The following is a 14,910-nucleotide window of genomic DNA, read 5'->3' on the forward strand; positions in this document are numbered from 1 at the left end:
ATTTTGTTGGTCTGGTTATTTTTTTTTTATCAGATTTTTTTTTTTTATATCTCCGGGGGAGTTTGTTGGGCCGGCGCTGGGTCGGGGGGGGGGGGGGGGGGCGCCCCCGGCGACTTCACAGTGGCACTTCTTCCCACCAAGCGATCACTTCGTCCTGGGCGGAAGGCCGTGGCGCTCCACCGGTGCCGCTGCTCCCCCTGCGGCTCACGGCGATCACGTATTTCGCGCGGGCCGAGTCGCCGGGAAAGCTGATGACCTGGTGCGCGGTGTGCATGCGGCTACTGGCCGGGTCGGGAACAACCCAGCGGCGCAACGAGAACGGCACCCCGTCCTTGTCCCCCGGGTACTTCACCGCCGCGGGCATCGCCTCCACCACCGAACGCGCCTGCGCCGCAGTCGGATACTCCAGCACGAGGTAGCTCACGGACCCGGCATTGTTGTCGGTCCGCTCACACTGCCAGCCCGCACTGATCGGATTCCATTGCAGTGCGGGCTCTTTCCACTCCAGCTCACTCACCGCACGCACCGCGGCGCACCGCGCACCCCGATACCCCTGCCCCTCCGCCACCTCTCCCTGCGGAACCAGCGTGGGAAACACCCGCCGACTCGCCGCGAACGAATCCCCCGCCGCCGTCACCGAACTCGACGGCGCCTTGGGCGCCACTCCGGCGGCTTCGTCGTCCTCGTCCCCATCTGGCAACACCACAACCACCAAGGCCACCAGCAGAGCCACCAGCGCTCCGATGAGCGCCACCAGCAACAACCACCCCACCCGATGCAGCCTGGACATCCGTCGCGGCGCAGGCCGTCGCGGACCGACCCACGGCCCACGCCCCATCCCCTGCGGCCCCATCGGCGGACCGGCAGGAGCAGCACCCTGGTTCGGCGGGACACCCGGTCCAGCGACCGCTCCCGCGATGGCCGACCGCACCGGCTCCGGCGCGTGCCCACCGTGCGCCGGCGCACCGGCAGGCACCGCACCCTGCGCGGCCCCAAAGGCCGCCCCCGGCTGCGCGCCGTCGCCGACGTCGCTCACCGAGGCGGCAGCCGTCGCATCGACACCGCCCATCTCGAACAGCTTGTCCACCGAATCGGGCGCATCGACCGCCCCACCTCTGGCCGCCACCCCGCCGGTACTGCTGCCTGAATCTTCCTCTGGACCACCTACGGCCTCCGCGAGTCCCCCAGAGCCGTCAGCACGCTCGGAATCGGCAGCAGCGCTGGAGGATTGGTCCGAGCCATCCGTTCCGGTGGGTGCCGCGATCGGCGTCACGTCCGTCGGGGCACTCGCGTTCGCCGCATCCAACCGTCCGGATTCCGCGATCGGCACGACATCGGTTGCCGCCGAATCGGATACCTCGGGTCCATCGCCCGGCCGATTCGCTGGATCGATGTCGCCCGCGGGATTCCTTGCGACGCTGCCGGACTCAGGCCGTGCTCGCGGCGCCCTCGCGTCCGCGCCTGGCACGACATCACCGCCGACACCGGACCGCACATCCACGGCGGAGCGCTGAGCGTCGCCCGGCGCTACCACCGCCGACTGCGCTGGAGGCTGCTGACCCATCGCCTGCTGCGCACCAGGAGGTTGCCGAGACGCAGCCTCCGCGTGGGGCGGCCGCGAGGCAGGCGCCGGCGCACCCGGTGGTTGCAGGGGCGCAGCCTGCCCGTGAGGCTGCCCCGTGGCCGGCACCGGCGCACCCGGTTGCGGAGACAGCTGTGGCTGAGGCTGCTGACCCATCGGCGATTGCCGGCCGAGCGGAGGCTGGGCGGGTGGCGGTGACGGGGCCGGCGGCACCGGCTGAGCAGGTTGCGCTGATTGGACTGGCGGCTGGGGGACGAAGGGTGGTGCGGCAGGGGCCTGCTGGGCGGCAACGGGCCCTGCGGGGGCCGGTGGAGGTTGGGATAGGTGCCAATTGCCCTGTGGCACAGGCTGGATCGGTGGACCCGGGTTTCCCGCGTAGCCGGGGGCAGGCATGGCCGGGGGTTGTGCGGGGTGGGGAAAGGCGCCCGGGGAACCCGGCACCGGTTGTTGGGCGGGCGGGTAGTAGGCCGCCGGGGGATGAGGCAGGGCGGGTGGGGTGTTGGAGGTGAGGGCCTTACGGGCCGCCTTGGCGAAGGCGGCGCACGAATCGAACCGCGACGCGGGGTGTTTCGCCATGGCGGCGGCCAGGACAGCGTCCAGCGCAGGCGGGAGCCCCTGGCGGCGCAGGGCAAGGGGCGGAGGGTTGAGGTAGAGGGTGCCGCGGATGATCTCGTTGGGGTCGGGTGAGTCGAAGGGGGCGATGCCGGTGAACAGCCAGTACAGGGCGCAGGCCAGGGAGTACTGGTCGGAGCGGTGGTCGAGTTCGGCGCCGGTCATCTGTTCGGGGGACGCGTAGGCCAGCGTCGCGGTGAACATGCCCTGCTGGGTGAGGTGGGTGGAATCGGCGCGCAGGCGGGCGATGCCGAAGTCGGTGAGGAAGACCCGCTCGCCCTGGCCGCCGCTGGATCGGGCAAGCAGGATGTTGGCCGGTTTCACATCCCGGTGCAGCACTCCCCTGCCGTGCGCGTAGTCCAGTGCGTCGGCGACCCCTTCGATGATCTGCACGGCCCGCTCGGGCGGCAGCGTCATCGGGTCGACGGTCGCGGCGTCGACCCCGTCGACGTACTGCATGCTGATCCACAGCTGCTCGCCCTCGGCCCCACGATCGAAGACGGTGACGATGCCGGGATGGTCGAGTCCGGCCGCGAGATCGGCCTCCCGTTCGAACCGCGCGCGAATGCGTTCGTCGGCGAACAGATCCCGGTTGAGCAGCTTGAGCGCGGTCAGCCGATCCAGCCGCGGATGCCGCGCCAGATACACGGTTCCCATGCCGCCCTGGCCGAGCATCCGCTCGACAGTGAACCCGGCGAACACCTCACCGATATCGAGCACTGCGACCCCCTTCCGGCGCCTGTGGCGGATCAGCATGGCACCCGCACAGCGGCGTGACCACCTTCATTCGAATTCTCGCCGAAAATCGGTGAAACTTGCTAACTGTCGTCCGGTATCGTCCGGGCGCGCTCGACGAGAAGTTTGCACCGCCGAAGCAGGGCGCCGACGCGCAGTGGGTGGTGGGGAGGATTCGGTGGTGAAGTCGACCGGAAAGGCGGCTGCCTTGCGCGGGCTGCTGCATAGTGCGGTGCTGGCATCGGCCGCACTGTCCGCCGTCTCGTGTGCCATGCCTGGCACCCAGGCGGCCGTGAGCGCACCCACGGTGACCGTGAACAGCGATGCCGCCTGGCACCCTGGCCTGTCCATCATGCTGCCCGATTCGCTGGCCGCGGAGTTCACCCAGTTGCAGTCGCAGCTGCCGGGACAGGTCGGCATGGCGCTGATGCCGGTCGGCGGCGGCCGGATGACGATCTACGGCGACTGGACCACCGGCATCGCCTGGTCGACGATCAAGGTGCCGCTGGCCGTCGCCGCGTTGCGCCACGATCAGGACCAGTCGATCTTCGAGATGGTGCAGGCCGCGATCACGGTGTCGGACAACGACGCCGCCTACGGGCTGTGGGAATCGCTGGGCGACGGGGAGGAAGCGGCCGAGGCCGTGCAGCAGGTGCTCGACGAGGCCGGTGACATCTCCACCCCCGGCAAGGAGAGCCTGCGCACCCAGCTCGACTACACCTCCTTCGGCGGCACCGAATGGTCGCTGGCCAACCAGGTCCGGTTCGCCTCGCGCCTGCCGTGCCTGCCGCAGACCGAGGTCGTCACCCAGCTGATGGGCGAGATCACGCCCGATCAGGGCTGGGGTCTCGGCCTGCTCGACGACACCGAGTTCAAGGGTGGCTGGGGTCCCGACGACGACACCGGGGTGTACACGGTGCGCCAGTTCGGGCTGGTGCCGATCGGCAGCGGTCAGCTGGCGGTCGCCCTTGCCGCACAGGCGGATTCGGGCACCTTCGACGACACCACGGCCCTGCTGGACCGGATGGCGCTGCTGCTGTCCCGGCACCTGCCGGAGCTGCGCGGCGGCGTGTGCCCGCGCTGAGCGACCCCGCTCAGCCGGGGACGACCAGGCCGGATTCATAGGCCAGCACCACCGCCTGGGCCCGGTCGCGCAGGCCGAGCTTCGAGAAGACCTTGGAGACATGGGTTTTCACGGTCTGCTCGGCGACGAACAGCGCCTCGGCGATCTCGGTGTTCGACAGCCCCTTGGCGACGAGCTCGAGCACTTCCCGCTCGCGCGGGGTGAGCGAGGTCAACGCGGGCGCGGCGGGCGTGCGCACCGTGTTGCGCCTGCGCGTGACGTCGGCGATCAACCGGCGGGTGATGGTCGGCGCCAGCAGGGCCTGGCCGTCGGCGACGACGCGTACCGCCCGCACCAGTTCCTCGGCGGGCGCGTCCTTGAGCAGGAACCCGCTCGCGCCCAGGCTCAGCGCCTCGTAGACGTAGTCGTCGATGTCGAAGGTGGTGAGCATCAGCACCCGCACCGGCGGATCGAAACCGGCGGCCAGGATCGCGCGGGCGGCCTCCAGCCCGTTCATCTCCGGCATCCGCACGTCCATCAGGACCACATCGGGCCGCAACCGCTTGGCCTCGGCCACCGCGACCTTGCCATCGGGCGCGTCCCCGATGACGCTGATGTCGGGCTGGGCTGCCAGCAACGCGCCGAAACCCTGCCGCACCATCGCCTGGTCGTCGGCGATCAAAACGGTAATTGCCACTCGACCACCCTAATGCGCGCCGACGCGAAGCGGTCCACCGTCTTTCGCGCAGGGCCGGAGTGCCTAGGGGGTGGGCAGTTTCGCCGAGACCTCGAAGCCGCCGTCCTCGGTGGGGCCGGCGACGAGCGAACCGCCGACCGCCTCGACCCTGCTGCGCATGCCGTCGATGCCGTGCCCGCCACCCGCACCGGGGCGCGACGGGGTCACCGACGGCGCGTTGCGCACGGTCACCGTCACCGCGTCGGGAGCGACGGCCACGGCGACGAGCACCGGCGCACCGGGCGCGTGCCTGGCCGAGTTGGCCATCGACTCCTGCACCACCCGGTAGACCGTCAGCCCGGTCGTCTCGGGGACAGTCTCGAGCTCACCGGTCACGGTCCATTCGACCGGCAGACCCGCACGCTGGGCGGACGCGCACAGTTCCGGCACATCCACCGCCCGCGGCTGCGGCGCGTGCTCGGGCAGCTGCCCGTCGCTGCGCAGCACCCCGAGCAACCCGCGGATCTCGTTGAGCGCGGTGCGCGCGGTGGCGCCGATCGACTCGAACTCCGTGCGCGCCGCCGGGTCGAGATCGGTGATCCGGTAGGGCGCGGTCTGGGCCTGCACCACGACCATCGACATGTGGTGGGCCACGACATCGTGCAGGTCACGGGCGATCCGGGCCTTCTCCTCGAGGATGGCCCTGCGCGCGCGTTCGAGCTCGGTGACCTCCTCCTGCCGTTCCAGCTTGCGGCGCGAGGCGACCACGATGCGCAGCAGATAGCCGAACAGCGCCAGCGCGCCGAAACCGACCACCCAGCCCCACAGCGGGCCCTCCGCCGAACCCGGCATGGTGGTCGCGAACAGCATCGACTGCGCCGCCCAGGCCACCACCACGATCGGCACCGCGGCCCGCAGCGCCACCGCGAACAGCAGCACGAACAGGACGATGACGTGCACCACCTGGAACGGCAGATCGTTATCCGGCGCGGGCTGGAGGCCGACCGAGAACAGCAGCGCGGCGCCTGCCGAGACAGCCCAGCCGAGCGACGGGTTGATCCGCACCAGCAGGATCGGGAACACCGCGAACGCCGACAGCAGCGGCGCCAGGGCCGGCGACACCTCGTGGGTGACGAACAGGGTCGGCCAGGCGATGCTGTAGAGGATCAGCGCGACCGCCACCGTCGCGAGGTCGAACCAGGTGCGCGCGCTGATGCGGCGTGCGGCGGGGCGCAGTTGTCCGGACATGGCCCGAGCCTACGAACCGTCCGGTCAGCGGACCTCATACCGCCGAGCGATTTCGCACCCCCTACCCTGGTGTGACCCCGGCGCCGGGTCACCCGCCCGCGCGCCCCGAGAACCGGTCCACAGCGGGATGCCCGCAGCAGGACCCGCTCCTTACCGTCGGAGGCCATGAACACCCCGCTTCGCCCGGTACCCGCCGCTCGCCGTGCCCGTACCGCCGTCTCCGCCTCCGCCTCGTCGAACACCGGCAGCCCGGCCGAAGCCGCGCACCGCCGCCGCAGCGGTGTCGCCCTGTGTACCGCGGGCCTGGCCATGGCCGCCGCCGTCGTGATGTCGGCGCCCGGCGCCATGGGCACCACGCCCGGTGGTGGCACCGAGAACGAGGCCGCCGCGGCCGTGGTCCGCGCGCTGATCGACGACGACCCCGACGCTCCCGCGCTGATCCCCCGCGACTTCGGCTACAAGTTCGGCTACGACCCTGCCCAGCAGGACGGGCTGCTGGTGAACCCGAACGGCAGCTGCTCCTCCCCGGTGACATTGCCCGCCGAGTTCGGCCCGGCCTGCATGGCGCACGACCTCGGCTACGACATGCTGCGCTACGCCGAGCGGGTCGACGAACCGCTGGGCGCCTGGGCCCGGCGCTCGGTGGACGCGGCGCTGAACCGGCGCATCCACGCGGCCTGTGAGCTGCGCGACGACGAGTTCTCCCGGGCCCGCTGCGGTGTCATGGCCGATATCGCGTTCACCGCGGTCGACGTGAACTCGCGCAGGCAGGAGTACGGCGCCCCGGTCGTCGAGAACGTCTTCGCCAAGACCGACCCGGCCGACCGGCCGAATTTGTGGCCGCTGGCGCGGACCGTACTGGGTTTGTTCGCGGTGACGGCGGCCTCGGCGGTCATCATCGACGCGCTGCGCAAACGGCGCCGCCGCCTGGCCTGACTGCTTGCCGAAAACTAGAACATGTCCTAGTTTTCACGCATGGCCCTCACTATCGACGAAACGATCGAGATCGACGCCCCCGCCGAGAAGGTGTGGGAGGTTCTCACCGATTTCGGTCGCTACGGCGAATGGAACACCTTCTGCTACGAGGCGGTGAGCACGCTGGAGCCGGGCTCGCCCATCGACATGAAGGTGCAGCTGGGCGGGAATCGCCGTCCGCAGCGGGAGTGGATCCGCACGCACACCCCCGGCGTGGAGTTCAGCTACACGATGAAGCCGGTGCCGCTGGGCACGCTGCACAGCCTGCGCTCGCACACCGTGGTGCCGCTGGGCGCGGACCGCTGCCGCTACGAGTCGCGGTTCACCCTCGCGGGCTGGCTCAGTCCCGTCGTGACCCTCGCGCTCGGCAAGCACCTGCGCGCGGGCTTCACCGCGATGACCGCCGGCGTCGGCAAGCGGGCGACCGAGATCTGAAAAACGGGGTGCGCCAGGCCGATTCGGCCCAGCGCACCCCGCTGCGTGGTGTCCCTAGACGCCAGCGGGCACCGGCAGCGCGCCGCGCGCCACCTCGTAGGCCGCGCCAACCCGGTACAGGCGGTCGTCGGCCAGGGCGGGCGCCATGATCTGCAGGCCCACCGGCAGGTTGTCGTCTGCCGACAGCCCCGACGGCACCGACATGCCGCAGTGCCCGGCCAGGTTGGTCGGCAGCGTGCACAGGTCCGACAGGTACATGGCCAGCGGATCGTCGACCTTCTCGCCCAGCTTCCACGGGGTGAACGGGCTGGTCGGCGAGACGAGCACGTCGACCTTCTCGTAGGCGGCGTCGAAGTCGCGCGCGATCATCGTGCGGACCTTGAGCGCCTGACCGTAGTAGGCGTCGTAGTAGCCGGCCGACAGCGCGTAGGTGCCGATGATGATGCGGCGCTTCACCTCAGGGCCGAAACCGGCCTCGCGGGTCAGCGACATCACCTGGTCGGCGCTGTGGCTGCCGTCGTCACCGACACGCAGGCCGTAGCGCATCGCGTCGAAGCGCGCCAGGTTCGACGACACCTCCGACGGCATCACCAGGTAGTACGAGGACAGCGCGTACTCGAAGTTCGGGCACGACACCTCGATCACCTCGGCGCCCAATTCCTTGAGCACCGCGACCGCGGCGTCGAAGGAACCGAGCACGCCGGGCTGGTAGCTGTCGGAATGCAATTCGCGCACCACACCGACGCGCACACCGGTCAGGTCGCCGTTGGCGCCCTGGCGCGCCGCCTCGACCACGGGCGCCACCGGCACGTCGCGGGAGGTGGAGTCACGCGGGTCGTAGCCGGCGATCACCTCGTGCAGCAGCGCGGTGTCGAGCACCGTGCGACCACACGGGCCACCCTGATCCAGCGACGACGCGCACGCGACGAGGCCGTACCGGGACACGGTGCCGTAGGTGGGCTTCACGCCGACCGTCGCGGTGACCGCGGCGGGCTGACGGATGGAGCCACCGGTGTCGGTGCCGATGGCCAGCGGCGCCTGGAACGAGGCAAGCGCCGCCGCCGAACCGCCGCCGGAACCGCCCGGGATGCGGGTGGTGTCCCACGGGTTGCGGGTCGGGCCGTAGGCGGAGTTCTCGGTGGAGGAGCCCATCGCGAACTCGTCCATGTTGGTCTTGCCGAGGATCGGGATGCCCGCGGCGCGCAGCCGCGAGGTGACCGTCGCATCGTACGGCGACATCCAGCCCTCGAGCACCTTCGAGGCGCAGGTGGTCGGCATGTCGGTGGTGGTGAAAACATCCTTGAGCGCCAACGGAACTCCCGCCAGCGGCGAGACCGGGGTCTCGCCCGCGGCCAGCGCGGAGTCGACGGCGCCTGCCGCGGCCAGCGCCTCGTTCCCGGCGACGTGCAGGAAGGCGTTGAGCGCACCGTCGACCGCGGCGATGCGATCCAGGTGCGCCTGGGTGACCTCGGTGGAGGACACCTCGCCGCCGTGGATCTTGGCCGCCAGCTCGGAAGCCGACAGCTGGGTCAACTCGCTCATTCGCCCTCTCCCAGGATCTGCGGGACCAGGAAACGCTGTTCTTCCACAGCGGGCGCCTGGTCCAGCGCCTGCTCGGGAGTCAGACCGGGCACGACCACATCGGGCCTGGTCACATTGGTCGTCGGGTTCGGCGACGCGGTGGCGGGGACGTCGGCGGCGACCTCGGAGATGGTCCGCACATGGCTGAGGATCGAATCCAGCTGACCGGCGAACTGGTCGAGTTCGGCGTCGGTCAACGCCAGCCGGGACAGCCGGGCGAGGTGAGCGACCTCGTCACGGGAGATTGCGGGCACCGCGGGACCCCTTTCGGCTTCGGTTGGGAAGTAGTGGCTACAGCCTAGTCAGCGGGCCGGAGGGGGTCCGACGGGGTAGGACGCACTCGCCTCGCGCGAAAGTTCGCGCATGTCGGGCCGTTGGGGTCATACTTCGAGTCGTGCAGCCCGCGTTCAGGGGTGTAAGTATGGCGTCACCGGGTATTCGTCTCGAACAACCCCGGCCCTAGGAAAGGAACGCACGTGTCATTCCTGCTCCGCGTGCAACTTCCGGATCGACCGGGAAGCCTCGGCTCTCTCGCACTCGCCCTCGGCGGGGTCGGCGCGGACATCCTGTCGCTCGATGTCGTCGAACGCGGCGCCGGTTTCGCGATCGACGATCTGGTGGTCGAGGTTCCTACCGGCGCGCTGCCCGACACCCTGATCACCGCCGCGGAATCGGTGCACGATGTGAGCGTCGACTCCATCCGCCCGTACTCCGGCGTGCTGGACACCCATCGCGAGCTCGAGCTGATCGACCAGGTCGCCAGCGCCCGCGACGACCGGCTGCAGGTCCTCGTCGACGGTGTGCCGCGCGTGCTGCGCGTCGGCTGGTCGACGATCATCGGGATGGGCCCGGCCGGCGCCTATCGCGTCGTCGGCAGCCCGAGTGCCCCTGAGACACAAGCGGGTTCGGCGCCGTGGATGCCGCTGGAGAAGCCGTCGTGGCTCGACGGCGAGGCCGAGTGGGTGCCGCAGATCTGGCGCGACATGGACACCAAACTGGCGGCAGCGCCGCTCGGCAACTCCGGTAGGTCGCTGTTGCTCGGCAGGCCGGGCGGACCGGACTTCCGCCCGTCGGAGGTCGCCCGCCTCGGCTACCTCGCCGGCATCGTCGCCACCGTCCTGCAGTGAGGGACCTCGCCTAGGCGAGCGCCAGGCGCATGACGTAGAGCTGCAAACCCTCGTGCGGTGACCAATTGCGTTCCGGCACAGCGACGAAGCCCAGACGTTCGTAGATGCGGTGCGCGTCGACCATGGTCGCCATCGTGGTGAGCGCGACCGCGTCGTACCCGCCCGCCTCCGCCTCGGCGATGACCGCGCGTACCAGCGCGGTGCCGGCGCCGAGACCGCGGGCCCGCTTCGCGACGGCGAGCATGCGGAACTCGAGTTCGCCGGGACGGGCGATCTCGGCATAGCGGGTGCCCGGCTTCGCGACGGTCAGCGAGCCCGCGACCTCGTCGTCGTTGACGGCGACGAGGACTTGCGCTTCGGTGGCGCGATGGGCGACGTCACCTAGTTCGGTGACGTAGTCGTCCTCGGGTGAGACGTAACCGTCGCCGACGTACACGTCGATGGTCATGGCGGAGATCGCGTCGTATTCGCTGGGGTGTGCGGTACGGATCTCGAGGCCGGTGCCAGGGGTGAGGGCTGATATGCCGTGCATCTGAAGAATGATCCCACCCGCACCGCTGTGAGCTCGCCCTCACCCGCGAATCTGGTCGCCGGTGAGCTCGCGGCTCACGACCCGAGGTAGGGCCGCAGGCCGGGGTGATCGGCGACCCAGTTGTCGGGGTTGCGCGGCGGGTAGGCGACGGCGAGCTGGTCACCGATCGCGGGCCAGTGGGCCGCGTCCCAGGCGAAACGGCGGTAGACCACGACCCCGGTGACCGACGGGCCGGTCAGCGTGCCGGTGATGGTGACGTAGTGCTCGCCGGTCATGGCGGGCAGCGCGCTGACCCCGGTGATGTAGAGCGACCCGTGTTCGAGACGCGCTCCCCCGCCCTTCCCGGTGCGGGCGGCCAACACCGCGCCGATCGTCACGACCAGCATCGTCACCATGGCCGCCGCCATCACCACTTCGAGCATGCCTCCATGCTAGGCGTACCTCCGCCTTCGCTCCGGCCGTGCGCTGGTCTGTCGACGGCTTCGCCGGCAGCGCCCGTTATGCCCGACCCGCGCGGCCGCGCGCCCGCCTCACAGTGGCGTGAGCTCGCTGACGCCCTGTTCGCGGCGCAGCTGCCAGACCGCGCTGCGGGTGCGCTGCGACCTGCCGTTGCCGCGATCGATCAGCGCGCGATTGGCCGTGGTGTAGATCAGTTGCGCGCCACGGGCATTCGTCTCCGGGTTCTGGAACAGCTGGACGAGGCGGTCGGTCTCCTCCACCGGCAGGCCGGCGCCCAGATCGTCGACGGCCAGCACCTGACCGGTGTCGAGCGCTTCGAGCATGGCGGGTAGCACCCGCAGCAGCGAGCGGGTGGCGGTGGACGCGTCGGCGAGCTCGAAGGGCACGTCGATCCCCTCGTGCACCAGGCTCAGCCCGGGGCCGCGGCGATCCACCATCCGCCGGTACAGCGCGTCCCGCGCGGCGCGCAGCGTACTGAGTTCGCGTTCCAGCAGGATCGGGTCGGCGCCACCGTGGTCGAGTTGTGCTGCCAGCGCGCCGATTTCGGCATCCAGGTCACGCAGGTAGTCGGCGTACATCGGATCGTGCTCGGCGACGAGCAGATCCTCGATGCCCAGATCCGCTGTCCGCAACAGCATCAGCAGCCGCGCGGCATTGTCGGGCGAGCGCGAGATGTGGCTGCCGAGGTCGTTGGCGAGTTCGTCGCCGCCCGCGTCGCCCTGCTGCACCTGCAGGTTCGCCGCGAACCAGCGATAGGCGGGCACCAGCGCCTCGGCGTACATCTGCCCGGCCAGACTCAGCAGCAGGGCGTTCGGCCGCACCAACGGCACCAGCGCCGCCACGCCGTAGCGCGCGGGCTCGAACATCGGCCCGATCTTGATCTGATCACCGGTGCGCTCGAACACGATCCGCTTGCGCGAGCGCGGATGCGTGTAGAGCCACTCCGCGATCACATCGGCGTTGTCGAGCCGGAACCCGTAGGTGTAGGGCACCCCCTCGGCCACGAACCCCGCCACGAATTCGGTGGGCCGGTCGGCGAACCCGAGATGCGGCCTGCGCACCGGCCCCGCGTAGGGATCCCAGCCGCTCACCGAATGCAGCACCGCGTCGCGCATCTGCGCGAGCGCGTCGATCAGGCTGGTCTTCCCCGCGGCGGCCACGCCGTGCACCGCGGTCACCGGCACCGCCACCGGCCCACCGACGCCCTTGCTGAGCCGCAATTGCTGCGCCTCGGCCAGCGATCGGTGATTGGTCACCTGAAAACTACGCAGCACGTGGCTCGTCCGCCTCTCCGAATCTTTTGGCCAGACTAAGGGACGCGTCCCGCCCGGCCGAGTCGGCGAGCCGAACTCGGCCGGAGCGGGTCCGATTCGCTAGCGGCTCAGATCCCTGAACCGCGAGACCGCCAACGGGAAGAACACCACGATCAAGGCCACCGGCCAGGCCACCGCGAGCAGTTCCGCGTTGGCCGCGGCCCAGGAGTCGCCGGTCGCGACCGGGTTACCGAACAGGCCACGCACCGCCGTGGCCGTGGCCGACATGGGGTTCCATTCGACGACCGCGCCCAGCCAGGACGGCATCGATTCCGGCGAGGCGATGGCATTGGAGAGGAAGGCGACCGGAAAGACCAGGATCTGTACCGCCTGCACCAGTTCCGGCTTGCCCGCGACCATCGCCAGGTAGATGCCGATCCAGAGCATCGCGAACCGAAGCAGCAACAGCAGCCCCACCGCGGCCAGGAACGAAGCGAATCCGCCGTGCCAGCGCCAGCCGATCAGGTACCCGACCGCGATCATCACGGTCAGCCCGACCGCCGATTGCAGCATGTCGGCGATGCTGCGCCCGACCAGCACCGCGGCCGAGTTCATCGGCATCGAGCGGAACCGGTCGATGACGCCCTTGTTCAGGTCCTGGGTGACCGAGAGCATCGTCGCCTCCAGACCGAACGCCATGGTCATGGTGAGCATGCCGGGGACCAGGTAGTCGGTGAAATCTCCCTCGATACCCTGTCCGCCACCGATCAGGTAGCCGAACATCAGCAGCAGCATCACCGGGAAGACCAGCCCGATGACCACCTGAACGGGCTGGCGCACCCAGTGCGCCAGCTCGCGCCTGGTCATCGTCCAGGAGTCGGCCGCCACCCAGCTCAGCGCCGAATCCCGCTGTTGCGTCGTGCTCATGCCGCGTTCTCCTTCGTCAGGTGCAGAAAGACTTCGTCGAGCGTCGGGCGCCGGACCGCGATGTCCTCGGGCTCGATCCCGTTGGCCGCCAGCGCCCGGACCGTTTCGGTCAGGGCCGCCATCCGGTCGCTGACCGAGGCGCTGACCATCCGCCGGTCCTCGTCCACCACCGCATCGCCGGGCAGCAGCGAGGCCGCGAGCGCCAGCTGGGACGTCTCGTGCAGGACCACGTCGATCCGGTCACCGCCCGTCTTCGTCTTCAGCTCGTCGGCGGTGCCCTCCGCGATGACCTTGCCGTGGTCGATCACCGAGATCCGGTCGGCCAGCTGATCGGCCTCCTCCAGGTACTGCGTGGTCAGCAGGACGGTGGTGCCGCCGTCGACCAGCGACCGCACCGAATTCCACACCTCCGTGCGGCCGCGGGGATCGAGCCCGGTCGTCGGCTCGTCCAGAAAGAGCACCTGCGGCTCGGAGATGAGCGACGCCGCGAGGTCGAGCCGCCTGCGCATGCCGCCGCTGTACTGCTTGACGGCCTTCGGTCCGGTGTCCGCGAGCCCGAACCGGGCCAGGAGCTCGTCGGCCCTGACGCCCGCGCGGCGCGCGCCCAGGTGATAGAGGCGCCCGAACATCTCCAGGTTCTGCCGTCCGCTGAGCTCCTCGTCGACGGCCGCGCTCTGGCCGAGCAGCCCGATCCGGGAGCGCACCCGGTCGGCGTCCGCGCGCACGTCGAGGCCCGCCACCTCGACCCGCCCCGCTTCGGGACGCAGCAGTGTCGACATGATGCGCACCGCCGTGGTCTTGCCCGCGCCGTTCGGGCCGAGTACCGCGTGAACGGTACCGGCCCCGACAGCGAGGTCTAGGCCGTCTAGCGCCCGTTTGGCCCCGTAGTTCTTCCGCAGGCCTTCGACGACGATCGCCGGATCGTGGTCAGTCACTTCAGCCCCTCCCTCACTCATTGATCAAATTTGACTAGACGGCCAAGGTACGGCGCCCGCGGCGATTAGTCAAACTTGAATACTGCTAGTTTGGTCAAAGTTGATCAGAAGGGAGCGTCCATGTCAGCGATCCGCCTGCTCGTCCTCGGCGCGGTCCGGCAACACGGACGAGCACACGGCTATCAGGTCCGCAACGACCTGGAGTTCTGGGGCGCCCACGAGTGGTCCAACGCCAAGCCCGGCTCGATCTACCACGCACTCAAGCAGATGGCCAAGCAAGGACTCCTCGTCGAACACGAGGTCGCCCCGAGCACCGTCGGCGGTCCGCCCCGCGTCGAATACGAGATCAACGACAAGGGCACCGAGGAGTTCTTCACCCTGCTGCGCCAGGCCCTGACCTCCTACGACCAGAAGATGGACATGCTCTCGGCGGGCATCGGCTTCATCGTCGACCTGCCCCGCGACGAGGCCGTCACCCTCCTCCGCCGGCGGATCGCCGGGCTCGAACAGTGGCGCGCCTCGGTCACCGAGTACTACACACCGGAACAGGGCCCCGGACAGCTCGGCCACATCGGCGAGATCATGAACATGTGGGTGCACTCGGCCGACAGCGAAGCGGCCTGGACCCACGGCCTGATCGACCGCATCGAAGGCGGCGCCTACACCTTCGCGGGTGAGGGTGACCCGTTCGTCGGCGTGCTCGCCGACGATGAGCCCAACCCGTTCGCGACGGGACCCCATCCCGCGGACTCCCGCTGACGATCGCTGCG

General features: G+C 69.9%; 15 protein-coding genes. 5 read left to right on the plus strand and 10 right to left on the minus strand.

Annotated features, from left to right (window positions below):
• Positions 1–115: 115 nt before the first annotated feature.
• Complete coding sequence (locus ACFWF2_RS06285; protein WP_379305177.1) at positions 116–2,914, minus strand: protein kinase; 2,799 nt, start codon at positions 2,912–2,914, stop codon at positions 116–118.
• Positions 2,915–3,110: 196 nt separating this feature from the next.
• Here ACFWF2_RS06285 and ACFWF2_RS06290 point away from each other — a divergent pair, with 196 nt between their 5' ends.
• Positions 3,111–4,013 (plus strand): hypothetical protein, encoded by a 903-nt coding sequence (locus ACFWF2_RS06290; RefSeq protein ID WP_379305179.1) that lies wholly within the window; start codon positions 3,111–3,113, stop codon positions 4,011–4,013.
• Positions 4,014–4,023: 10 nt separating this feature from the next.
• Here the strand turns inward: ACFWF2_RS06290 and ACFWF2_RS06295 are convergent, their stop codons facing one another.
• Together ACFWF2_RS06295 and ACFWF2_RS06300 are read right to left on the minus strand one after the other, a co-directional pair.
• Positions 4,024–4,689, minus strand: coding sequence for a response regulator (locus ACFWF2_RS06295; protein WP_379081180.1), 666 nt, complete (start codon positions 4,687–4,689; stop codon positions 4,024–4,026).
• Between the two features lie 63 nt (positions 4,690–4,752).
• Complete coding sequence (locus ACFWF2_RS06300; RefSeq protein WP_379305181.1) at positions 4,753–5,916, minus strand: sensor histidine kinase; 1,164 nt, start codon at positions 5,914–5,916, stop codon at positions 4,753–4,755.
• Positions 5,917–6,081: 165 nt separating this feature from the next.
• On the opposite strand from ACFWF2_RS06300, the gene ACFWF2_RS06305 reads away from it, so the two are divergent.
• Entirely contained in the window at positions 6,082–6,852 is a 771-nt protein-coding gene (locus ACFWF2_RS06305; protein ID WP_379305183.1) for a hypothetical protein, read from the plus strand.
• Positions 6,853–6,891: 39 nt separating this feature from the next.
• Positions 6,892–7,326: an SRPBCC family protein gene (locus ACFWF2_RS06310; protein ID WP_379305185.1), complete on the plus strand. Its 435-nt coding sequence runs from the start codon at positions 6,892–6,894 to the stop codon at positions 7,324–7,326.
• 54 nt (positions 7,327–7,380) lie between these two features.
• Here the strand turns inward: ACFWF2_RS06310 and gatA are convergent, their stop codons facing one another.
• Together gatA and gatC are read right to left on the minus strand one after the other, a co-directional pair.
• A complete protein-coding gene (gene gatA / locus ACFWF2_RS06315) occupies positions 7,381–8,868 on the minus strand; it encodes an Asp-tRNA(Asn)/Glu-tRNA(Gln) amidotransferase subunit GatA (RefSeq protein ID WP_379305187.1) in 1,488 nt (495 codons plus the stop codon).
• Positions 8,865–9,161: an Asp-tRNA(Asn)/Glu-tRNA(Gln) amidotransferase subunit GatC gene (gene gatC, locus ACFWF2_RS06320; RefSeq protein WP_067493225.1), complete on the minus strand. Its 297-nt coding sequence runs from the start codon at positions 9,159–9,161 to the stop codon at positions 8,865–8,867. The genes gatA and gatC overlap by 4 nt, the downstream gene beginning before the upstream one ends.
• 222 nt (positions 9,162–9,383) lie before the next feature.
• Here gatC and ACFWF2_RS06325 point away from each other — a divergent pair, with 222 nt between their 5' ends.
• Positions 9,384–10,034, plus strand: a complete 651-nt coding sequence (locus ACFWF2_RS06325; RefSeq protein WP_379305190.1) for an amino acid-binding protein — start codon at positions 9,384–9,386, stop codon at positions 10,032–10,034.
• Positions 10,035–10,044: 10 nt separating this feature from the next.
• On the opposite strand, the gene ACFWF2_RS06330 is transcribed toward ACFWF2_RS06325, so the two are convergent.
• The 5 genes from ACFWF2_RS06330 to ACFWF2_RS06350 form a co-directional block, all read right to left on the minus strand.
• Complete coding sequence (locus ACFWF2_RS06330; RefSeq protein WP_379305192.1) at positions 10,045–10,566, minus strand: GNAT family N-acetyltransferase; 522 nt, start codon at positions 10,564–10,566, stop codon at positions 10,045–10,047.
• A gap of 74 nt (positions 10,567–10,640) precedes the next feature.
• Positions 10,641–10,988 (minus strand): hypothetical protein, encoded by a 348-nt coding sequence (locus ACFWF2_RS06335; RefSeq protein ID WP_379305194.1) that lies wholly within the window; start codon positions 10,986–10,988, stop codon positions 10,641–10,643.
• 108 nt (positions 10,989–11,096) lie between these two features.
• Complete coding sequence (locus ACFWF2_RS06340; RefSeq protein WP_379305196.1) at positions 11,097–12,281, minus strand: ATP/GTP-binding protein; 1,185 nt, start codon at positions 12,279–12,281, stop codon at positions 11,097–11,099.
• Between the two features lie 117 nt (positions 12,282–12,398).
• Positions 12,399–13,205 (minus strand): ABC transporter permease, encoded by an 807-nt coding sequence (locus ACFWF2_RS06345; RefSeq protein ID WP_379305198.1) that lies wholly within the window; start codon positions 13,203–13,205, stop codon positions 12,399–12,401.
• Complete coding sequence (locus ACFWF2_RS06350; RefSeq protein WP_379305200.1) at positions 13,202–14,140, minus strand: ATP-binding cassette domain-containing protein; 939 nt, start codon at positions 14,138–14,140, stop codon at positions 13,202–13,204. The genes ACFWF2_RS06345 and ACFWF2_RS06350 overlap by 4 nt, the downstream gene beginning before the upstream one ends.
• Before the next feature lie 120 nt (positions 14,141–14,260).
• On the opposite strand from ACFWF2_RS06350, the gene ACFWF2_RS06355 reads away from it, so the two are divergent.
• A complete protein-coding gene (locus ACFWF2_RS06355; RefSeq protein ID WP_379305202.1) occupies positions 14,261–14,899 on the plus strand; it encodes a PadR family transcriptional regulator in 639 nt (212 codons plus the stop codon).
• The last annotated feature ends 11 nt before the right edge of the window (positions 14,900–14,910 follow it).

The organism is Nocardia sp. NPDC060259, from assembly GCF_042728775.1.
GTDB lineage: Bacteria > Actinomycetota > Actinomycetes > Mycobacteriales > Mycobacteriaceae > Nocardia.

Excerpts from the sequence above, each read along its gene's own strand:
- ACFWF2_RS06300 (WP_379305181.1), bottom strand. The coding sequence starts at position 5,916 with ATGTCCGGACAACTGCGCCCCGCCGCACGCCGCATCAGCGCGCGCACC.
- ACFWF2_RS06305 (WP_379305183.1), top strand. The coding sequence starts at position 6,082 with ATGAACACCCCGCTTCGCCCGGTACCCGCCGCTCGCCGTGCCCGTACC.
- ACFWF2_RS06310 (WP_379305185.1), top strand. The coding sequence starts at position 6,892 with ATGGCCCTCACTATCGACGAAACGATCGAGATCGACGCCCCCGCCGAG.
- gatA (WP_379305187.1), bottom strand. The coding sequence starts at position 8,868 with ATGAGCGAGTTGACCCAGCTGTCGGCTTCCGAGCTGGCGGCCAAGATC.
- ACFWF2_RS06330 (WP_379305192.1), bottom strand. The coding sequence starts at position 10,566 with ATGCACGGCATATCAGCCCTCACCCCTGGCACCGGCCTCGAGATCCGT.
- ACFWF2_RS06335 (WP_379305194.1), bottom strand. The coding sequence starts at position 10,988 with ATGCTCGAAGTGGTGATGGCGGCGGCCATGGTGACGATGCTGGTCGTG.
- ACFWF2_RS06345 (WP_379305198.1), bottom strand. The coding sequence starts at position 13,205 with ATGAGCACGACGCAACAGCGGGATTCGGCGCTGAGCTGGGTGGCGGCC.
- ACFWF2_RS06355 (WP_379305202.1), top strand. The coding sequence starts at position 14,261 with ATGTCAGCGATCCGCCTGCTCGTCCTCGGCGCGGTCCGGCAACACGGA.